The 20,597-nt window shown below is 64.5% G+C and carries 20 protein-coding genes; 14 read left to right on the forward strand and 6 right to left on the reverse strand.

Features of this window, described 5'->3' with window-relative positions; genetic code table 11:
* Window positions 1-57: 57 nt before the first annotated feature.
* Both HYH08_RS28035 and HYH08_RS28040 read right to left on the reverse strand, forming a co-directional pair.
* Window positions 58-336, reverse strand: coding sequence for a DUF3551 domain-containing protein (locus tag HYH08_RS28035; RefSeq protein WP_220013063.1), 279 nt, complete (start codon window positions 334-336; stop codon window positions 58-60).
* A gap of 148 nt (window positions 337-484) precedes the next feature.
* The gene (locus tag HYH08_RS28040) at window positions 485-1,459 is read right to left on the reverse strand and encodes a Bug family tripartite tricarboxylate transporter substrate binding protein (protein ID WP_220013064.1); all 975 of its coding nucleotides are present in this window, start codon (window positions 1,457-1,459) and stop codon (window positions 485-487) included.
* A gap of 108 nt (window positions 1,460-1,567) precedes the next feature.
* Here HYH08_RS28040 and HYH08_RS28045 point away from each other — a divergent pair, with 108 nt between their 5' ends.
* The gene (locus HYH08_RS28045; RefSeq protein WP_220013065.1) at window positions 1,568-1,978 is read left to right on the forward strand and encodes a VOC family protein; all 411 of its coding nucleotides are present in this window, start codon (window positions 1,568-1,570) and stop codon (window positions 1,976-1,978) included.
* Window positions 1,979-2,225: 247 nt separating this feature from the next.
* Window positions 2,226-3,806 carry an AMP-binding protein gene (locus tag HYH08_RS28050; protein WP_220013066.1) on the forward strand — a complete coding sequence of 527 codons (1,581 nt, stop codon included), beginning with the start codon at window positions 2,226-2,228 and terminating at the stop codon, window positions 3,804-3,806.
* A 19-nt stretch (window positions 3,807-3,825) separates the two neighbouring features.
* Here HYH08_RS28050 and HYH08_RS28055 read toward each other — a convergent pair whose 3' ends face one another.
* The gene (locus HYH08_RS28055; RefSeq protein ID WP_220013067.1) at window positions 3,826-4,920 is read right to left on the reverse strand and encodes an HD-GYP domain-containing protein; all 1,095 of its coding nucleotides are present in this window, start codon (window positions 4,918-4,920) and stop codon (window positions 3,826-3,828) included.
* Between the two features lie 388 nt (window positions 4,921-5,308).
* Here HYH08_RS28055 and HYH08_RS28060 point away from each other — a divergent pair, with 388 nt between their 5' ends.
* The 4 genes from HYH08_RS28060 (at window position 5,309) to HYH08_RS28075 (ending at window position 7,826) form a co-directional block, all read left to right on the forward strand.
* Window positions 5,309-6,073, forward strand: coding sequence for an alpha/beta fold hydrolase (locus tag HYH08_RS28060; protein ID WP_220013068.1), 765 nt, complete (start codon window positions 5,309-5,311; stop codon window positions 6,071-6,073).
* 24 nt (window positions 6,074-6,097) lie between these two features.
* The gene (locus HYH08_RS28065; RefSeq protein ID WP_220013069.1) at window positions 6,098-6,427 is read left to right on the forward strand and encodes a hypothetical protein; all 330 of its coding nucleotides are present in this window, start codon (window positions 6,098-6,100) and stop codon (window positions 6,425-6,427) included.
* Between the two features lie 41 nt (window positions 6,428-6,468).
* Window positions 6,469-7,143 carry a dienelactone hydrolase family protein gene (locus tag HYH08_RS28070; protein ID WP_220013070.1) on the forward strand — a complete coding sequence of 225 codons (675 nt, stop codon included), beginning with the start codon at window positions 6,469-6,471 and terminating at the stop codon, window positions 7,141-7,143.
* A 206-nt stretch (window positions 7,144-7,349) separates the two neighbouring features.
* A complete protein-coding gene (locus HYH08_RS28075) occupies window positions 7,350-7,826 on the forward strand; it encodes a hypothetical protein (protein ID WP_220013071.1) in 477 nt (158 codons plus the stop codon).
* A gap of 131 nt (window positions 7,827-7,957) precedes the next feature.
* Here the strand turns inward: HYH08_RS28075 and HYH08_RS28080 are convergent, their stop codons facing one another.
* The 3 genes from HYH08_RS28080 to HYH08_RS28090 all read right to left on the reverse strand — a co-directional run bounded on the left by HYH08_RS28080 (window position 7,958) and on the right by HYH08_RS28090 (window position 10,021).
* Entirely contained in the window at window positions 7,958-8,707 is a 750-nt protein-coding gene (locus HYH08_RS28080; protein WP_220013072.1) for a polysaccharide biosynthesis/export family protein, read from the reverse strand.
* A 210-nt stretch (window positions 8,708-8,917) separates the two neighbouring features.
* Entirely contained in the window at window positions 8,918-9,574 is a 657-nt protein-coding gene (msrA, locus tag HYH08_RS28085) for a peptide-methionine (S)-S-oxide reductase MsrA (RefSeq protein ID WP_220013073.1), read from the reverse strand.
* A 129-nt stretch (window positions 9,575-9,703) separates the two neighbouring features.
* Window positions 9,704-10,021 (reverse strand): hypothetical protein, encoded by a 318-nt coding sequence (locus HYH08_RS28090; RefSeq protein ID WP_220013074.1) that lies wholly within the window; start codon window positions 10,019-10,021, stop codon window positions 9,704-9,706.
* 377 nt (window positions 10,022-10,398) lie between these two features.
* On the opposite strand from HYH08_RS28090, the gene rpsT reads away from it, so the two are divergent.
* The 8 genes from rpsT to yidI all read left to right on the forward strand — a co-directional run bounded on the left by rpsT (window position 10,399) and on the right by yidI (window position 20,523).
* Complete coding sequence (gene rpsT / locus HYH08_RS28095; protein ID WP_220013075.1) at window positions 10,399-10,665, forward strand: 30S ribosomal protein S20; 267 nt, start codon at window positions 10,399-10,401, stop codon at window positions 10,663-10,665.
* A gap of 1,240 nt (window positions 10,666-11,905) precedes the next feature.
* Entirely contained in the window at window positions 11,906-13,318 is a 1,413-nt protein-coding gene (dnaA, locus tag HYH08_RS28100) for a chromosomal replication initiator protein DnaA (protein ID WP_220013076.1), read from the forward strand.
* 259 nt (window positions 13,319-13,577) lie between these two features.
* Window positions 13,578-14,696, forward strand: coding sequence for a DNA polymerase III subunit beta (gene dnaN / locus HYH08_RS28105; protein ID WP_220013077.1), 1,119 nt, complete (start codon window positions 13,578-13,580; stop codon window positions 14,694-14,696).
* Between the two features lie 48 nt (window positions 14,697-14,744).
* Complete coding sequence (locus HYH08_RS28110; RefSeq protein WP_220013078.1) at window positions 14,745-15,032, forward strand: GIY-YIG nuclease family protein; 288 nt, start codon at window positions 14,745-14,747, stop codon at window positions 15,030-15,032.
* A 46-nt stretch (window positions 15,033-15,078) separates the two neighbouring features.
* Window positions 15,079-16,215: a DNA replication/repair protein RecF gene (gene recF, locus HYH08_RS28115; RefSeq protein WP_220013079.1), complete on the forward strand. Its 1,137-nt coding sequence runs from the start codon at window positions 15,079-15,081 to the stop codon at window positions 16,213-16,215.
* 120 nt (window positions 16,216-16,335) lie between these two features.
* The gene (locus HYH08_RS28120; protein ID WP_220013080.1) at window positions 16,336-17,079 is read left to right on the forward strand and encodes a hypothetical protein; all 744 of its coding nucleotides are present in this window, start codon (window positions 16,336-16,338) and stop codon (window positions 17,077-17,079) included.
* A gap of 280 nt (window positions 17,080-17,359) precedes the next feature.
* A complete protein-coding gene (gene gyrB / locus HYH08_RS28125; protein WP_220013081.1) occupies window positions 17,360-19,795 on the forward strand; it encodes a DNA topoisomerase (ATP-hydrolyzing) subunit B in 2,436 nt (811 codons plus the stop codon).
* Between the two features lie 260 nt (window positions 19,796-20,055).
* Window positions 20,056-20,523: an inner membrane protein YidI gene (gene yidI / locus HYH08_RS28130; protein ID WP_220013082.1), complete on the forward strand. Its 468-nt coding sequence runs from the start codon at window positions 20,056-20,058 to the stop codon at window positions 20,521-20,523.
* Window positions 20,524-20,597 lie beyond the last annotated feature (74 nt).

Raw genomic sequence — 20,597 nt, forward strand, 5'->3', positions numbered from 1 at the left:
ACGAGGACGTGATCGGGACGGACGATGCCCGACCGTCGCTGCGGTGAAGGGCAGCGACTAGTAAGGCGCGACGGGTCGTACGCGGCGGCGCGGCTGCGGCTGACGTTGCGGCGCCTGGCCGTAGGCGACAAGCGGATTGGGGCCGCAGAACAGCAGCCGGCCGGAGACGCTGGCCTGACATTGCTCATAGGTGCTGTAGGCGCATTCGCCGGGATAGTCGAACTCCCCGCCCTGCGCGCACCAGGGATAATCGCGGGCTGCGGCGGGCGAGACGGTGGCGAAGCCGGCAAGGACCGTCGCGCCGAACGTCAGCAGCGCCAATTGCATCTTGCGCATGTTCTCAACTCCTCTGTTGATGACGCGAGATGCGCGCCATCTCTCATCAGGTTTCGCCGCGCCGTTTTAATCCAGATCAACGGGACAGACATCCAAGAAAAAAGCCCTGCCTGACGGCAGGGCTCCAATCATGGCCATCACAAGATCGCTATTCGACCTTCAGGCCGGCGAACTCGACGACCTTCTTCCACTTCGCGGTCTCGGCCTCGATTTCCTTGCCGAACGCTTCCGGCGTCTCCACCAGCGGATCGCCGCCAAGCTCGACCAGGCGCTTGGTCATGTCGGGCTCCTTCATCAGCGCGTTGATCTCGGTGTTGAGCTTGGCGATCAGGTCCTTGGGCATGTTCTTCGGCGCGCCCATGCCGAACAGCGCGCTCGCCTCGTAATCCTTCACGGTCTCGCCGATCGCGGGGACGTCGGGCAGTTGCGGCGAGCGTTGCGCAGTGGTGACGCCGAGCGCGCGCAAGCTGCCGGAACGGATGTGCTGGATGATCGAGGGCATGTTGTCGAAGATCACCTGCACCTGGCCGCCGAGCATGTCGGTGATCGCAGGCGCAGCGCCGCGATAGGGCACGTGCTGCATCTTGCAGCCGGTCATCGCCATGAACATCTCGCCGGACAGATGCACCGAGGTGCCGTTGCCGGAGGAGGCCATGTTGACCTGGCCCGGATTGGCCTTCACGTATTCGATGAACTCGGCGACGTTCTTGGCCGGCACGTCCTTGTTGACGGTCATCACGTTCGGCACGCGCTGGAACGAGGCGACCGGCGCGATGTCGCGGACGAAGTTGAACTTGAGATTGGCGTAGAGCGTGGCGTTGATGTAGTTGGCCGGATTGACCAGCAGCACGGTGTAACCGTCCGGCTCGGCATTCACGACGGATTCGGTGCCGATATTGTTGCCGGCGCCCGGCTTGTTCTCGATCACGAATTGCTGGCCGAACTTTTCCGACAGCCGCTGGCCGATCAGCCTTGCCAGAATGTCGGTGGCGCCCCCCGGCGGATAGCCGACCACGAACTTCACCGGCCGGGACGGATAGTCGGCGGCAAAGGCTTTCGACAGCGGGCTGGCTGCAAGAGGCGTGGCGGCAAGCAGGCCCAGCGCGGAACGGCGAGTGATCATCTCAAGGGTTCTCCCAGGTGTGTTCTTGAAAGTGTCGTCGGCGCGGTTGTAACAAAGCTTGCCGCAGGCGGATAGAGTGCGGGGCGCATCACGACGAAAGGATAAGGCATGCCGGTCAAGGTCGAAGCTCTCGATCATCTCGTGATCAACGTCGCCGATGTCGCTGTGACCGCCGAGTGGTACCGCAAGATTCTCGGCATGGAAGTCAAGGTGTTCGATCCCGGCGGCGGCAAAGCGCCGCGGACTTCCCTGCAATTCGGTAACCAGAAAATAAACGTCCGGCCGCGCGATGCCGACAAGATCGAGTGGTTCACGGCCGAGCATCAGACCGCAGGCAGCGAGGATCTGTGCTTCCTCACCTCGGCCGCGCCCGACGAAGTGGTGGCGCATCTGAAGGCACATGGCGTCGCGATCGAGGAAGGCCCGGTTCCCAAGCAGGGCGCCCGCGGCACGCTGCGCTCGGTCTATTGCCGGGACCCGGACGGGAGCCTGATCGAGATTTCATCCTACGCGGATTGAGGCTGACAGGGCTCCCCTGCCGCCCTCAACCGCCGTCATTGCGAGCGAAGCGAGGCAATCCGGAATCCCTCTGCGGAGAGACCCTGGATCGCTTCGTCGCAAGGGCTCCTCGCAATGACGGGGAGAGAGCGTGGGGCTGCCACACACACGCCTCCCCCCGATTTGCGCCCCGTGCCATCCGGTGGCAGGAAGACGCAATCAACAAAAGGCAGCCGCCGGCAAGATGCAGGCTGCACGGGGAGGATTCATGTCTATTCAGCAGAGCGCAGCCGGAATCGTAGGCCCGTTCGACGGGCTCGACGTGCCCTGGCTCCTGAAGATGCGCGCCGAGGTCCGGCGTGATCATCCGTTCCTGATCTGGGCGCCGTTCGATGCGCCGGCGCGGCGCTGGAGCTACGGCGCGTTTCACGAGCGGGTCGGCGCGCTGGCGGCGGGGCTGGTCAAGCGCGGCGTGAAGCCGGGCGAGTACGTGCTCATTCATCTCGACAATTGCATCGAGGCACTGCTGGCCTGGTTTGCCTGTGTCGAGCTGGGTGCGGTCGCCGTCACCACCAACACCCGCTCGGCACCGGCGGAGATCGAATATTTTGCCGATCATTGCGGCGCGGTCGCCGCGATCACGCAGCCGGCCTATGCCGAGATCGTCGCGCAGAACTGCCGCAACATTCGCTGGCTGGCGGTGACCTCGCATGACGCGGGCGCAGCGCCTGCGCAGGCGGTCTCACGCGGCGACAGTTTTGATGCTCTGTTCGCCGACAGCGCCGATCGCCCAAAGCGCGCGACCGATCCGCTGGCGCCCTGCAGCGTGCAGTACACGTCCGGCACGACATCGCGGCCAAAGGCCGTGCTGTGGACCCACTCCAACGCGCTGTGGGGCGCCAAGATCAACGCTGCGCATGAGGACCTTCACGCTAATGACGTGCACCAGACCTATCTGCCGCTGTTTCATACCAATGCGCTGGCCTATTCGATGCTGGCGGCGCTGTGGGTCGGTGCGACATGCGTGATCCAGCCGCGCTTCTCCGCGAGCCGCTTCTGGGGCGTCGCGCGCGAGCACGGCTCGACCTGGACCTCGACCATTCCGTTCTGCATGAAGGCGCTGCTCGAGCAGGAGATCCCGAAGGACCACACATTCCGCCTGTGGGGCACCGCGATCAGCGAACCGCCGGCCTTTGCCGCGTTCGGCGTCAAGATGATCGGCTGGTGGGGCATGACCGAGACCATCACCCACGGCATCATCGGCGAGGTCGATCAGCCCAACGTCCCGATGTCGATCGGCCGCGCCGCCCCCGAATATCAGATCCGCATCACCGACGACGACGGACGGCCGACCGAAGTCGGCGGCACCGGCAATCTCGCGATCAAGGGCATTCCCGGCCTGTCGCTGTTCGCCGAATATCTGCACAATGAGAAAGCCACCCGCGAGAGCTTTGACGAACACGGCTTCTTTCTCACCGGCGACCGCGTCGAGCGGCTGGAGAACGGCTTCATCAAGTTCGGCGACCGCGCCAAGGACATGCTGAAGGTCGGCGGCGAGAACGTCGCGGCCTCCGAGATCGAGCAGGTGATCGCGCTCGTTCCCGGCGTGCGCGAGGCGGCCGTGGTGGCGAAGAAGCATCCGATGCTGGACGAGGTGCCGGTCGTCTTCATCATCCCGCAGGGCGGCGTTGCGGGTGCTGCGCCGGATTTGCAGGACAGCGTGATGGCGGCCTGCCGCAAGGGCCTCGCCGACTTCAAGGTGCCGCGCGAGATCAGGCTGGTCGACGACATGCCGCGCTCGACGCTTGAGAAGGTGGCGAAGGCGGAGCTCAGGAAGATGGTAGGATGAGGCGGCGGAGAACGCCGCGTCAGAACGAGCCCAGCGCCACGGGCCTGAACGCCTGCAGCAGTTGCTGGTCCAGCTTGCCGCCCATGCCTTCCATCATCGCGAACGCACGGGAGTGCGTGAACGGCATCCGGTAGGCGCGCTTCTCGACCAGGGCTGCATAAATGTCGACGATCGTCGTCAGGCGCACGATGTCGCTGATCTGGTTCGACGACAGCCCGTTGGGGTAGCCGGAGCCGTCGAGGAATTCGTGGTGATGCAGCACGACGTCCAGCATCTCCGGCGGGAAGCCGCCTTGGGCTGCGAGCGCGTCATAGCCGCGACGCGGATGCTGGCGGACTTCGGCCATCTCCTCGTCGGTGAGCTTGCCGGGCTTGTCGAGCAGCACGGAGGGAACGAAGGCTTTGCCGACATCGTGCAGCAGTGCGGCGCGGGTCAGGCGGCGCTGGTCGTCCTCGCGCATGCCGAGGTGCTGCGCGAAGGAGACCGCAAAGCCGGTGACGAACAGGCAGTGGCGGTAACTGCCGACATGGTGGCAGCCCACCGTCGTCAGCCATTCGCGCAGCGAGGAGTGCTTGATCGCTTTCAGGATCTTGCTCTCGGCGGCGATGACGTCGTCGAAGGTCAGGGGCACGCCGAGCGGCAGCTTCTCGAACATCTTCTTCAGCACCGCATGCGCCGCCTCGACGCCGCGATTGAGCGTCTTGCCGCGATCGGTCGCGTCATAGGTGGCGGTGTCCGGGAACGCGGCGCGGATGCGCTGCAGGATGTCCTCGGGCTGGAGCGGTCGCGAGATCGTGTCGGTGGCCCCGAGCGCCCAGGCCTGCATGGTGCCGTGATGAAGCGCGTCGGCGAGCACGAACAGCCGCGGCATGGCGCGATAGGCATCGCCGCGCAGCTTGTTGCGCACGCGCTGCACGCTCTCGGGCGAGCGCAGGTTGATGTCGACGACGAGACCGGAGAGATCGCGCGCGGGCGCTTCCGGAATCTCCTGCGTCGTCACCGTCGAGACGTCGCCGACCGCCTTCAGGATGCTGGCGAGCTCCGTGCTCGCATCGCTCCGGTCGGAGGCGAGCAGAAGCCGGCGTTTGGCGGCGGATTTGGCTGGCGCGTTCATGGCTTCCCCAAGAGCACTGATGAAGAGCACGGGACGGGATTTGGCGTCAGCCTAAGCCGGATCAGGTTCTCCGGCCCTTAAGAGGCGTGCTCAATGGAAGCTTCCCGTAATGAGTTGAATTTTACGGAAATCGGTTCCCGGAAGGAACCGCATAGAGGGTGAAAACAACCCCATGCACAGTACAATGGGCATTGATGGATAAGGGGAATTTAGGACGGGCTCGCCCCCTCCAAAACAATTCCGCCGAGGCGAGCCTCCGGCGGAATGTCTCAAGCAGCCTTCGACCGCCTTACGGTGCGCCTTTGCCTACCCTACGATTTCGAGCAGAGATACCTTCACCCGTCTCGCCGCCCGGGCGGCGAGAAGAAAAAAGAAAGGGGCGGAAACAATGCCGAAGATCAATCGGGACGGCGTCGCGATCTATTACGAAGTTCACGGCAATGGTCCGCCGCTGCTGCTGACCCACGGCTATTCCTCGACATCGGCGATGTGGCACGGCCAAGTCGAGGCGCTGTCGAAGAAGCACAAGCTGATCCTGTGGGACATGCGCGGCCACGGCCAGTCCGATTATCCCGACGATCCCGGCGCCTATAGCGAAGCGCTGACGGTCGGCGACATCGCGGCGATCCTCGATGCGGTCGGCGCGGAGCGCGCCATCATCGGCGGGCTTTCGCTCGGCGGCTACATGTCGCTGGCGTTCTATCGCGCTTTTCCGCATCGCGCCCGCGCGCTGCTGATCATCGACACCGGCCCGGGCTTCAAGAAGGACGATGCGCGCGAAGCCTGGAACGCGCGGGCGCTCGGCACCGCCGACAGGCTCGAACAGGAGGGACTGGCGATGCTGAAATCAGCGACGCGCGAGCGCGCCACCGCGAGCCATCGCAACGCCAAGGGGCTTGCGCTCGCCGCACGCGGCATGTTGACCCAGCGCGACGCGCGGGTGATCGAGCTCCTCCCCGACATCAAGGTGCCGTCACTGATCGTGGTCGGCGCCGACGACACGCCGTTCCTGGCCGCAAGCGACTACATGGCGGCAAAGATTCCCGGCGCACAAAAGGTCGTGATCCCCGCCGCCGGACACGCCGTCAACATCGATCAACCACAGGCTTTTGTTGACGCGGTCGAGCCTTTCCTGAAGAACTTGCCGGGTTAACAAGGCCAGACAGGAACACAGGCAATGAAGCGGGCGATGTTGGCTGCGGGCGTGGTGTTGCTCTCGATGTCGGCGCAGGCCGAGCCGTTCGGCGGCATGCGCCAGCCTTTCGTCACGACCTTGTCGAACAACACCCCGCTCGCCTTCGGCATGGATGCCGAACAGACGGCGCGCGCCCTCGGCCAGCCGCTGCAATATGTGCGGGGCCGGCCCGGCAACGAGATCTATCTGGCGCTTCGTAACCTCGGCGGCAGCGGGCTGATCCCCTATCGCCACCGCCTGTTCCTGCAATTCCGTCACGGCCGGCTGGCCGGATGGAAGGAGGATTTTGGCGAGAACTGGATGTGGCAGTAAGAGAGCTTCCCGATCGACGATCAACAAGAAGGACAACCCGCGTGGGACAAGACATCAAGCTGACGGCTTCCGACAATTTCCAGCTCGGCGCCTATCGCGCTGATCCCTCAGGCGCACCGAAGGGCGCGGTGGTGGTGATCCAGGAGATTTTTGGGGTCAATCATCACATCCGCTCGGTCTGCGATCGTCTTGCCGGCGAAGGCTATGTCGCGATCGCGCCGTCGATCTTCGACCGGACCTCTCCGAACTTCCAGTCGGGCTACACGCCCGACGAGATTGCCGAAGCGCGCAAATTCGTCGCCAATCCCGACTGGGAGGCGATGCTGCGCGACACGCAGGCTGCGATCGATGCGGTGAAAGGCGTCGGCCCGGTCGGGGTCATCGGCTTCTGTCTGGGCGGCAGCATCGCCTTCGTCGCGGCGACGCGGCTATCGGGCCTGAAAGCCGCGATCGGCTATTACGGCGGCGCGGTCGTGCGCTTTGCCGACGAGAAACCGAAAGTGCCGACGCAGCTGCATTTCGGCGAGAAGGACGCCGGCATTCCGCTCACCGATGTCGAGACCGTCAAGGCGAAGCGGCCGGATGTCGAAGTGTTCGTCTATCCCGGTGCCCAGCACGGCTTCCATTGCGACGAACGGCCGAGCTATGACAAGGCGAGCTCGGAGATCGCCTGGCCGCGCTCGATGGAATTTTTTGCGCAGCATTTGACGAAGTAGCGCCCGACTCTCTCCTCCGTCATTCCGGGATGCGCCGCGAGGCGGCGCAGGCCCGGAATCCATTGGGCCGCAGAGATTGTAGCGCCATGGATTCCGGGCTCGCGCTACGCGCGCCCCGGAATGACGAGAGCAGGAATCGGGTGGCTGCCCCCTCACCTCCGGCGATAGATCTGGCTGAGTTTGCCAACTCACGCCGGGAACCCGTCATGCAGCAAGCCGACACGAACATCATCATCCGCAATCCGTTCGGCACGATGGACGTGCCCGCTCCTGACGACGCGGATGTCATGGACTACGCCGCAACCGCCGCCCTTGCCGGCGATGCTGATGACGCCAACGCGGCGCATTGGGCATCCATTCCCGCCGCCGATCCACTCGAAGGCGGCTGGGCGAGCCGCTGGAATGGCGGCGCCGATCCGACCGTCTCTGGTGATACGCCGGAGGCATGGAAGGACGGGCGGGCGGAATTGCGCCTCGCAGACGAACGGATCTATCTGCGCTTCGACTGGGATCACGGCAGGCGCCACGGCCTGATCGATGCGGCGCGCGAAGGCGCGCGCCTGGTCGGGAAGTACATCAACCTGACCAACCCTGCGATCACGCGGCCGTGGGTCGGCCTCGTGGTCGACGATGCACGGATCGACGGATGTTTTCCGAACGGGCGGCTGGATTTCAGGAGGTAGACGGGGCGGCCGACATCACCTCCGCTGTCATTCCCGGGACGCGCATAGCGCGGGCCCGGAATCCATCGGGCGCCAGAGTCGATGGAGGAATGGATTCCGGGCTCGCGCGGCGCGCGCCGGAATGACGGGGCCTAGAACCACCGCTCGCCGACGAACACCGTGTCGCCGGGCGCAAGCGGGGTGCCGAGCGGAACGATGGCGCGCATGGCGCCGCCGTTCTCGGTGTGCGTGACGGTGACGACGTCGCGCTTGGCGCGCGGCGAGAAGCCGCCTGCGATCGCAACCGCGCTCTCGACGGTCATGTTCGGCACGTAAGGATATTGGCCGGGCGCGGAGACTTCGCCGAGAATGAAGAACGGGCGATAGGCGTCGATCTCGACGGCGACCGAAGGCTCGCGGATATAGCCGTTGCGCAGGCGCGCGGCGATCTCGCCGGCAAGGCCCGCCGTGGTGCGGCCGCGTGCGGGCACCGCGCCGATCAGCGGCATCGTGATCGAGCCGCCGGCATCGATGGCATAGCTGTTGGTGAGGCCTTCCTGGCCGTAGACCACGACGCGCAGCTTGTCGCCGGCATCGAGGTGATAGGAGGAATCGTAGCGCACCGGCGCGGCCATCGGCGCAGAGTAGCCGACCGGCATCGGCGCAGGCGCGGAGGCGAAGGAATTGCTCAGCGCAGCGATTGCGCCACCGCCATTGTTGGCGACGACGACCGGTTGCGGCGCGGCATAGGGCTGGCCATAGGCCATGGAATCGAGATCGGGCCGCGGCTGCACATAGGCAACCGGGCCGGCGGTCTGCATGCAGCCGCCAAGGCTCAGCGCGGCGGACGCTGCCAGGGTGACTGCCGAGATCGACGATCGAAACGCGCGTGCAACAGGCACCGGACCCATCCCTCGAAACGAGACAGCTCCAGTGATGCACCATTTATGGTTAATAAAGCGTTGAGGAGGTGGATCGCGACGACGCGGACGCGATAGCATCCCCACACTCCGTCATGCCCGGGCTTGTCCCGGGCATCCACGATCTTCTTTCGCGCGACCAAGAACGTGGATGGCCGGGACAAGCCCGGCCATGACGAACTTCCGGTGAGACTACGCGCTCACGCCGACGCCGATCGGGCAGGACACGCCGGTACCGCCGAGACCGCAATAGCCGGCGGGATTCTTGGCCAGATATTGCTGGTGGTAGTATTCGGCGAAATAGAACGCGCCGGCGGGCGCGATCTCGGTGGTGATGGCACCCAGACCCTTGGCGGCAAGCGCCTTCTGATAGAGCGCCTTCGATTCATCAGCCGCCTTCTTCTGCGCATCCGAAGTCGTGTAGATCGCGCTTCGGTACTGCGTGCCGACATCGTTGCCCTGACGCATGCCCTGGGTCGGGTTGTGGTTCTCCCAGAACGTCTTCAAGAGCTTCTCGTAGGAGATCTTCTTGGGATCGAACACGACCAGCACCACTTCGGTGTGGCCGGTGCGCCCCGAGCAGGTCTCTTCGTAAGTGGGATTCGGCGTGTGGCCGCCGGCATAGCCGACAGCGGTCGTGTAGATGCCCTCGCCGAGCTCCCAGAATTTTCGTTCGGCGCCCCAGAAGCAGCCGAGCCCGAACACCGCCTGCTCGAGGCCGGCGGGATAGGGCGCGTGCAGCTTGCTGCCGTTGACGAAATGCGTGGTCGCGGTGGGGATGGGTTGCGCACGGCCGGGCAGCGCTTCAGCTGCGCTCGGCAATGCGGTGGTCTTGCGCATGAACAGCATGATCAAGTCTCCGCAACGAGCTGCGCATCGCCTGAACCAGGTGCTCAGGCGGCGCGCTCGCGATCAGGGGGGAATATAGGTGTTTACGCGGCAAGGGGCAGCGTTGTTACGCCGCTGCCGGCACGGCGCTTAGTCTCTGGAGTAACCGATCAGGGGCTTGCGCGGGCGGAACAGGATCATCAGCAGGATGCCGAGAATGCCGAGAACGGCGAACACCGGCTGGTCCAGCACGAGGCGGATCACCGAGGTCCAGAGCCAGGGCGCCTTGGCCTCGACCCAGGTCCGGAACGCGGCCTGGCTGGTCTGGTTGATGTCGTTCCAGAACTGGCCGAACCGGGTGAATTTGAGGGTCTGGTCGGCCACCCAGCGGGCGCCGTCATAGACCATGAAGATGAACCCGCCGGCCAGCAGCAACAGCCCAATCAGTCGGAAAAAGCCGCGGATCATGCCCCACCTTCTATGGTCGTCCGATCGGACGACCCGTCAAACGCCGCCAGCCAATAGCCGGGCGACGGCAGAAATTCAACCTCTTCAGGGCGTTACGGCACCCATCCGAGCCGCCTGAGGCCGGTTTTCCGCGCCCGAAAGCGTTGACGGTGCCACAGACCCTCTCTATAAGGGCGCCAACTGGCGGCGGGCGCAATCCTGCCGCCGCTGTTCTTTGAGCAGTTGCAGGCTCCCTGGGCTTTGAGCTCTTTCGGGCCTCATGCTCCGGGAACGGCCCAGCAACCGAACACCCTAAATCCAAGCGTCGATTCCGCGGTCCAGCAAGCCGGCGCTACCCGACCCAGACGCGACCGGTATCGCAAAAGGATATTGAGACCATGGCCAATACCACTTCCGCCAAGAAAGCGACGCGCAAGATTGCGCGCCGCACCGCCGTCAACAAGTCGCGCCGCACCCAGATGCGTGGCGCCGTGCGCACCGTCGAGGAAGCCATCAAGACCGGCGACCGCGCCGCCGCGCTGAAGGCGATGGCGACCGCCGAGCCCGCCTTGATGAAGGCCGCCCAGCGCAACATCGTCCACAAGAACAACGCCAGCCGCAAGGTCTCGCGCCTCACCGCGCAGATCGCCAAGCTCGCCAAGTAATCTTGCAAGCAAGAACGCGGTATCATCTGATCGGTTGACACGATCAGCACGACAAACAGCCCGGCCCCGTGCCGGGCTTTTTTGTTGCCTGTCATATTCACGCAAGCAGTCGCGCGACGTCGCATCTTCGCCTGGAAGATTTGCATCGTCGCACTATGATGCGTCCCGTAGTTTTACCTGCAGGTGATTTTGCAACAGCGGAAACTTTCACTGCGCTGCGAAAAACCCCTGCGGGACGGGGCTAACTCGCATTTGCACACGCACGAGTTCTGCACACCGTAGTTTCACAGGCACGCATCGCGCGATGGAGTTACCCTGTGAAACGAGACTCAAAAAACGATGTCTCGCTAATCACTTATCGACATAGCTGCGGCAAGCATTTGGAAAATTTGCCGACGCGTCGTGTGCGTGACGCTTTTGTAAAAAATTTTTGGCAGTGGCCGGGAATTGTCACACGACGCGGCGCGTTTTCGAATCTGTGCACGAATCCAAACTCTTGCTCCGAGACCTGTGCACAACTCCGGCGCGGCGTTAACGCTGGTCAAGATTTTAAACGCCTCAACTGTGAATCAATTTCGTTGCGAGTCTTTCCGCTTGGTGTATTCCTTAAGTCGTTCGCGGCGCCCACGATCTTGAGACCAGCGCGGTTTTGGAAACGGGGCGAGCGTGCAAATCGGCGGCGGTGTGCACGTTGGCGACGCTTCAACAAGCGATTGTCGGTTCAAAACCCATAGCAATATGGGAACGGTAGCTCTTTGTCTTGATGTCTCCAAGCGGGATCTTTCGCATCCCGCTCGCGCCAGGCGCACAAGAGAGACACCTGCTGCTACCCCCGACACGCGAGATTGGCGACGCCGAACGAACGAGCAGTGCAGACGGGCAGACATCCGCGACGCGGCTGTCTTTTACGCAGGAGCTGCCGTGAGCGATCACGGCAGGACGGGGAGGTATCATGTCCTACGGATTCAACGCGGTATTGACTTTGATTTCATCGTCCTACGATGCCGTTTCCAATCCGTCCTGCGTTCAGCCTCCGGCGTGCGAGGGCACGTCGAGTACGCGCTGACCTCGCGAACTCTCCATCCCAGACATCGCTGATCTGACCCGCGGCGTTCGCGCCGGGCGGCGGAGCTGCGCCTGAAGATGGACTCGCTTGAGGTCGCGTCATCCCGGGATTCCGGCAGGAACCCTGCATGGCGCTCACAACGCAACCCAATCTCTCAAGAGAAGTTTGATAGTGATGACGACATCGGAACAGGATCGCTGGTCACGCGTGAAGAGCCGGCTGCGCTCGAACGTTGGCGAGGACGTTTACACGAGCTGGTTTGCGCGCATGGATCTCGAAGGCGTGCAGGACGAGAGCGTGCGGCTCTCGGTCCCGACCCGCTTCCTGAAGAGCTGGATCCAGGCCCATTATGCCGAGCGCGTGCTGTCGTGCTGGCAGGCCGAGATGCCGGAAGTGCATCGCATCGATCTCACCGTTCGCTCCGCTGTCCGCCCGGTCGTTCAGGCGAAGGAAGCGCCCGCGCCGGCCGAAACGCGCCGCGCGCCTGCGCCCGAGCTGCGCTCGACGGCGACCGCGCCGGTGTCGGCCAATCATGACGCGCTCGGCGGCTCACCGCTCGATCCGCGCCTGACCTTTGCAAGCTTCGTCGTCGGCCGCTCCAACACGCTGGCCCATGCCGCCGCGCGCCAGGTTGCCGAAGGTCGCCGCGGCGATCCCGTCATGTTCAACCCGCTCTACATTCATGCCGGCGTCGGCCTCGGCAAGACACACCTGTTGCAGGCCGTGACCTGGGCCGGCAATTCCGGCAACGAGCGCAAGGTGCTTTATCTCACCGCCGAAAAGTTCATGTACGGCTTCGTCGCCGCGCTGAAGACGCAGACGGCGTTGGCCTTCAAGGAAGCCTTGCGCGGCATCGACGTGCTCGTCATCGACGATCTCCAGTTCCTGCAGGGCAAGTCGACGCAGGCCGAGTTCTGTCACACGCTGAACGCGCTGATCGACGCCGGCCGCCAGGTCGTGATCGCGGCCGACCGTCCGCCGTCCGATCTCGAAAGCCTCGATGACCGCGTGCGCTCGCGGCTGGCAGGTGGTCTCGTCGTCGAGATGGGCTCGCTCGGCGAAGAGCTGCGACTCGGCATTCTCAAGTCGCGCGTCGCAGCCGCCCGCACCCATCATGCGACCTTCGACGTGCCGGAGGAGGTGCTGAACTATCTGTCGCGCACCATCACGCATAACGGCAGGGATCTCGAAGGCGCGATCAACCGGCTGCTGGCGCACTCGAAACTCAACAACCAGCCGGTGACGCTGGAGATGGCCGAGCGCGAGGTGCGCGATCTGATCCGCCCCTCGGAGCCGAAGCGGATCAAGATCGAGGACATCCAGCGCGTGGTGGCGCGGCAGTACAATGTCAGCCGCTCCGACCTCCTGTCCTCGCGCCGCACCGCCAATGTGGTGCGCCCGCGCCAGGTGGCGATGTACCTCGCCAAGACGCTGACCCTGCGCTCGCTCCCCGAGATCGGCCGCCGCTTCGGCGGACGCGACCACACCACGGTGCTGCATGCCGTGCGCAAGATCGAGGCGCTGGTGTCCAAGGACAATGCGCTGTCGGAGGAAGTGGAGTCGCTGAAGCGCCAGCTTCAGGAATAAACGCCTAAGGTGCTCCCGCCATTCTGCCGCCGCCCCGGCCATGCCCGGGCGGCGGTTTTCGTTTGGGCGGTAAATCGTGGGAATCGTGCGGAACTGTCCCCCGATCCCTTGAATCCGGGGGCCATCCGCGCCACCTTGCGCGACCCTGACGGCTTTGGTCATATCGGCTGGATGACCCGGCTGTCCGGGGTCTTCGGTGCCGTGGCGCGCGTCCCGCCGCCCGGCTTTTTCATCGTTTTGGGGATCGGCGAGTAGTGCAATGAAGGTTACGGTCGAACGCGCGCAACTCCTGAAGTCGCTGGGCCATGTCCACCGCGTGGTCGAGCGCCGCAACACGATTCCGATCCTCGGCAACGTGCTGGTCCGGGCCGAGGCCGCCAAATTGTCGCTGAAGGCGACCGACCTCGACCTCGAGGTGACGGAGACGCTGCCGGCGGAAACCGCCACCGCCGGTTCCACCACCGTGCCGGCGCACATGTTCTACGACATCGTGCGCAAGCTGCCGGATGGATCGCAGATCGTGCTGGAGGCCGACGGCGACCGCGCGGTGCTGGCGATCCGCGCCGGCCGCTCGCGCTTCACGCTGCAGACGCTGCCGGAGAACGACTTCCCGGATCTCGCAGCCGGCGACATGTCGCATTCGTTCAATCTCGCCGCCAAGGACGTCAAGCGGCTGATCGACCGCACCCAGTTCGCGATCTCGACGGAGGAGACGCGCTACTATCTCAACGGCATCTATCTGCATGCCGCCGGCACCCCGCAGGCCGCGACCTTGCGCGGCGTCGCCACCGACGGCCACCGCCTCGCCCAGCTCGACCTGGTGCAGCCCAAGGGCGCCGAAGGCATGCCGGGGGTGATCGTGCCACGCAAGACCGTCGGCGAGGTGCAGCGCCTGATCGAGGACACCGAGGCCGAGATGACGATCGAGCTGTCGCAGGCCAAGATCCGCTTTACGATCGGCAACGTCGTGCTGACCTCGAAACTGATCGACGGCACCTTCCCCGACTACGGCCGCGTCATTCCGCAAGGAAACGACAAGGAGCTGATCGTCGACAAGAAGGATTTCGAGAATGCGGTCGACCGCGTCTCGACCATCTCCAGCGAGCGCGGCCGCGCGGTCAAACTGTCGCTGTCGACGGGCAAGCTGGTGCTGTCGGTGACCAATCCGGATTCCGGCAGCGCGACCGAAGAGCTCGAGGTCGAATACGCCTCCGACGCCCTCGATATCGGCTTCAACTCCCGCTATCTGCTCGACATCGCCGCCCAGATCGAAGGCGACGTCGCAACGCTGCGCCTCGCCGACCCGGGCTCGCCGACCCTGGTGCAGGACAAGGACGACAAGAGCGCGCTGTACGTGCTGATGCCGATGCGGGTGTGAGACCCTTCTCGTCATGGCCGGGCTTGACCCGGCCATCCATCAAACAAAATGACCTATTGGGTGTACATCCTCGCAAGCAAGCCCGGTGGAACACTCTACATCGGCGTCACAAACAATCTGGTCCGCCGCGTTTACGAGCATCGCGAGGGCTTAGCCGACGGCTTCACCAAACGCTACGGGGTGAAGACACTGGTTTATTTCGAGGCGCATGACACGATCGCGGCAGCCCTCCAGCGCGAAAAGAATATGAAACACTGGTCGCGTGAGTGGAAGATCGATCTGATCGTGAAGAGCAATCCCACCTGGCAAGACCTATATGATGAAATTGCCCGCTGACGCGGGCGATGGATTGCCGGGTCAAGCCCGGCAATGACGAGTTGAAATGACCCCCTCCCGCATTCATCGCCTGACGCTGACGCATTTTCGGAATTATCGGGCGGCGGGGCTCGAGACGGCGGCTGACATGGTGGCGCTGGTCGGGCCGAACGGGGCGGGCAAGACCAATTGCATCGAGGCGATCTCGTTTCTGTCGCCGGGACGCGGCCTGCGGAGGGCCACGCTCGAGGACGTCGCCGACAACCAGGGCGACGGCTCCTGGGCGGTGTCGGCGCAGGTCGAGGGCGCGCTGGGCCTCGCAACGCTCGGCACCGGCATCGACCCGCCGCGCGCGGACGCCGCGGTGAGCCGGCGCGTCCGTATCGACCGCGAGCCGGTGAATTCCGCCGCCGCCTTCGGCGACCACATCCGCATGGTCTGGCTGACGCCGGCGATGGACGGGCTGTTCATGGGCGCGGCGTCCGAGCGCCGGCGCTTCTTCGACCGCCTGGTGCTCGCGATCGACAACGACCATTCCAGCCGCATCAACGCACTGGAGCGTTCGCTCCGCTCGCGCAACCGCCTGCTCGAGACGCGCAATTACGACGACCATTGGTGTGACGCGATCGAGCGCGAGACCGCCGAGCTCGCGGTCGCGGTCGCCGCCACGCGCGGCCAGACCGCGGCACGCCTGACCGGCATGTTGAACACGCGCGCGCAGCAATCGGCCTTTCCCTCCGCGCAAATTGCACTCGACGGCTGGATGGAGAACGCGCTGCTGACGGAGACCGCGACGTCGGTCGAGGACCGCTACCGCCAGATCCTGCGCGACAACCGTCCGCGCGATGCCATCGCCGGCCGCACCACCGACGGCCCGCATCTCACCGACCTCCAGGTGATCTATGCGCCGAAGAGCATGCCGGCGCGCGATGCCTCCACCGGCGAGCAGAAGGCGCTGCTGATCGGCCTTGTGCTGGCGCATGCGAGCCTGGTCGCCGAGATGACCGGCATCGTGCCGCTGCTGCTGCTCGACGAGGTGGTCGCGCATCTCGATCCGAACCGGCGCGCCGCGCTGTTCGAGGAGCTGCGCAAGCTCGGCGCACAGGTATGGCTGACCGGCGCGGACCCGGCTGCGTTCGCCGAGATTGGCGCAGGCGGCGAGGTGTTTGACGTCGAGAGCGGACGGGTTTCGGCCCGCCGGTAGCCGCCGCGCTTGAACCGCTCTCTTTTCCGTCGCGACTAGTTCGCCAGAGGCCGCGCCGACGCTGTCGCAGCCGTGACCCATCGCGCGATGACACGATGCGCGACATTCCTGGAGAGTGAGATGCGGACGGTAAGGCCCGGGGCGCAAGCCTCGGCACGATGGCGGGCTTTCGCGTGCGGCCTCGTCTTTCTCGCAAGCTGCATGCTAGCGGCAACCGCCAGTGCCTGGGTGCCGCATCTCTCGATGCTGTTTTCGGCCGAGCTGACGCCGGACCCCGAAACCAAGCTGCCCGCGCCGACCCGTTACAGCTACCGCGGCATCCACACCACCGTCGTGCAGGGCGTCGAGACGCCGCTCCGCAGCAGCCTGCAGGCCACCGTGCCCGCCGAACTGGGCAATGTGCTCGCGTTCTATCGCACCGAGCTTGCAAAGCTCGGCTGGCAGGAGCAGCACGACGGCGCGGTGGTCTCCACCGATCACGTCCAGCTCGCCTTCGTCTCCCCGCTCGGCCCCGGCACGCTGGCGCTCGACCGCAAGCCAAGCGGGACCGCGGTCAACCTCGTGCAGAAGAACGCCGCCGTCGCGACCCGCGCGAACGTCTTGCCCGAGCCCGGCCAGGCCAAGCTGGTGTTCTCCAATATCAGCGAGACCGACGCCACGCTCGTGATCGACGGCCGCAGCGTCAATCGCGCCGCCGGCAGCCGCGCCGTGTCTCTGGATCTCGAGCCCGGCCAATATTCCTATGAGGTGAGCGTCCCGGGCCATCCAGCCACCACGAACACCCTCACCTTCGCTGCCGGCGAGACCTGGGAATTCACGGTCGGGCGCAACGGCGAGGCCTGGTCGCCGCTGCTGCTGTATTGAGTCCCCTTCCGAAAAGACGTCTCCAAGGCTGTCGCAACCACGTCGCCACACCGGAAAAATGCGGTCGTTTTCGGCGTGCAAAATGGCTCCCGAATCGACCTTTTCGCGCCCCTTCGAATCGGCCTTCAAAGGCCTTGAAAACTTGCTAAAAAATCCCATCTGATCAAAGGGTTGCCAGGAGATACTTTGCGCTAGGCGCCCAGCGTCTTTCATGGCACAAATAGCCTGCAAATCAGCGCCTTTTGCGCCGCTGATTCGGGCGACATCTCGAAGGCCTCTCATGACAGAACCTGCTCGGCAGACGCCTGCCGAAAACGAGCCCTCAAATCCGAGCGAATACGGCGCGGAATCGATCCGCGTGCTCAAGGGGCTCGATGCCGTCCGCAAGCGTCCGGGCATGTATATCGGCGACACCGATGACGGCTCGGGCCTGCACCACATGGTCTACGAAGTCGTCGACAACGCCATCGACGAAGCGCTGGCTGGCCACGCCACGCGCGTTGAGGTCGTGCTCAATGCCGACAATTCCGTCACCGTGCGCGACGACGGCCGCGGCATTCCCGTCGACATCCACAAGGGCGAAGGCATTTCGGCGGCCGAGGTCATCATGACCCAGCTGCACGCCGGCGGAAAATTCGACCAGAACTCCTACAAGGTCTCCGGCGGTCTGCACGGCGTCGGCGTCTCCGTCGTCAACGCGCTGTCGAGCAAGCTCGGCCTGCGTATCTGGCGCGACAACAAGGAGCATTACATCGAGTTCGCCCATGGCGATGCGGTCGCGCCGCTGAAAGTGGTCGGCGATGCGCCGGGCAAGCGCGGCACGGAAGTCACCTTCCTCGCCTCGACCGAGACCTTCAAGAACATCGAATATGATTTCGCGACGCTGGAGCACCGGCTGCGCGAGCTCGCCTTCCTCAATTCCGGCGTCAATATCGCCCTCACCGACATGCGCCACGCGGTCGAGAAGCGCGAGGAGATGTACTATTCCGGCGGCGTCGAGGAATTCGTCAAATATCTCGACCGCAACAAGAAGGCGATCGTGCCGGCGCCGATCATGGTGCGCGCGGAAAACAACGGCATCGGCGTCGAGGCCGCCTTGTGGTGGAACGACAGCTACCACGAGAACGTGCTGTGCTTCACCAACAACATCCCGCAGCGTGATGGCGGCACCCATCTCGCCGGCTTCCGTGGCGCGCTGACACGCCAGGTCAACGGCTATGCCGAGGCCAATGCGAAGAAGGAAAAGATCGCGCTGACCGGCGACGACTGCCGCGAAGGCCTCACCGCCGTGCTGTCGGTCAAGGTGCCGGACCCGAAGTTTTCGTCGCAGACCAAGGACAAGCTGGTGTCCTCGGAAGTGCGTCCCGTGGTCGAGAACGTCCTCAACGAGGCGCTCCAGGCCTGGTTCGAGGAGCACCCGAGCGAAGCCAAGATGATCGTCGGCAAGGTGATCCAGGCCGCGGCCGCCCGCGAAGCCGCGCGAAAAGCGCGCGAGCTGACGCGCAAGAGCCCGCTCTCGGTGTCCTCTCTGCCCGGCAAGCTTGCCGACTGCCAGGAAAAGGATCCGGCCAAATCGGAACTCTTCATCGTCGAGGGCGACTCGGCAGGCGGCAGCGCCAAGCAGGGCCGCAACCGCGAATTCCAGGCGGTCTTGCCGCTCCGCGGCAAGATCCTCAACGTCGAGCGCGTCCGCCCCGACAAGATGCTGTCGTCCGAGCAGATCGGCACGCTGATCACCGCGCTCGGCACCGGCATCAGCGACGAGTTCTCGGTCGAGAAGCTGCGCTATCACAAGATCATCGTGATGACGGACGCCGACGTCGACGGCGCCCACATCCGCACGCTGCTGCTCACCTTCTTCTACCGGCAGATGCGCGACATCATCGACGGCGGCTATCTCTATATCGCCCAGCCGCCGCTCTATAAGGTTTCGCGCGGCAAGTCCGAACAGTACCTCAAGGACGAGCGGGCGCTGGAAGATTATTTGATCGACGCCGGCCTCGACGACTGCGTGTACGTCCCCGGCACCGGCGGCGACCGTTCGGGGCGCGATCTGCGTTCGCTGGTCGACGACGCGCGCGTCGTTCGCAGCATCCTGCGCAACCTGCACAGCCGCTATAACCGCAAGGTGGTCGAGCAGGCTGCGATCACCGGCGTACTGAACAAGTCGGTCTATGGCAACCTCGAGAACGCCACCGCCGCGGCCCAATACATCGCAACCCGCCTGGACAACCAGGCCGAGGAGGTCGAGCGCGGCTGGACCGGTCAGTTCGTCGAGGGCCAGGGTTTTGTGTTCGAGCGCACCGTGCGCGGCGTCAAGGAATCGGCGATCATCGACGACGCGCTGCTCGGTTCGGCCGAGGCCCGTAAGCTCGACGAATACACGCCAAAGCTCCAGGACGTCTATGCGCGCTCCGGCAAGCTGCGGCGGAAGGACAGCGAGCACGTGGTGCACGGCCCATCCGACCTGTTCGAAGCGGTCACGGACGCCGGCCGCAAGGGCATCACGCTGCAGCGCTACAAAGGCCTCGGCGAGATGAACCCCGAGCAGCTCTGGGAAACCACGCTCGACACCGAGGTGCGCTCGCTGCTGCAGGTGAAGGTGAAGGAGGTCGACGAGGCCGACGACATCTTCACCAAGCTGATGGGCGACGTCGTCGAGCCGCGCCGCGACTTCATCCAGGAACATTCGCTCAGCGCGACCATCGATATTTGAGGCGTGTCGGCTTGATCGGTGCCAACCGCGGACGCAGATCACCTCTCCCGTAGGGAGAGGTCGGAGCGCATCGTCAGATGCGATCCGGGTGAGGGTTATGGTCCCACCGAATGCTGCGGCCCCTCACCCGGATTGCTGCGCAATCCGACCTCTCCCCTCCGGGGAGAGGTAATCGAGACAGCCTCCTGAACCTCAAGATCCGCCATCGCGACGAAATGGCATCAACTCAGAGGCCTGTTCCGGCCGGGAAGCAGCACGCCATGACCAGCTCGGCGACCACCAGTCCCGTCCTGCCGTCCCGCCGCCTCGGGATCATCGGCAGTATCGTCGGCGTGCTGGCGCTGATGGCGGCCGTGCTGCCGCACTGGGTGGTGCCGATCGTGTTTCCGCCGCCGCCGGCGGATAAGGTGATTGTCGATACCGGTCATCGCATCAAGGATCGCGTCATCGCACACGTGAAGGGCGTGGAGTATCAGGCGCCGAAGGTCGAGAAATCGGCTGGACGAAGCTGGAGTGAAACCGCGTCCGTCACAGCGATCTCGCTCGGCCTGCTCGCCATCCTGCTTGCGGTGCTCTCGCTGATTTTCCGGGAAGAGCGCCTGCTGGCGGGCGTAGCCGCCATTCTCGGCACCGGCGCCATCGCGATCGAAATCTCCTTCGTCATGATCGGCGCGCTGATCCTGATCGCGATCCTCTACGTGGTCGGCAATATCATCGGCCTGTTCTAGGCCCCGGCCGCCGCACGGGCGCGGGCTGCAGCCAGGCACAATTGCTCCCGCGCCCAAATCTCTGTAGTTTCCGC

It is taken from the genome of Bradyrhizobium sp. BR 10289, assembly GCF_019455385.1.
In the GTDB taxonomy this organism is placed as follows: Bacteria; Pseudomonadota; Alphaproteobacteria; order Rhizobiales; family Xanthobacteraceae; genus Bradyrhizobium.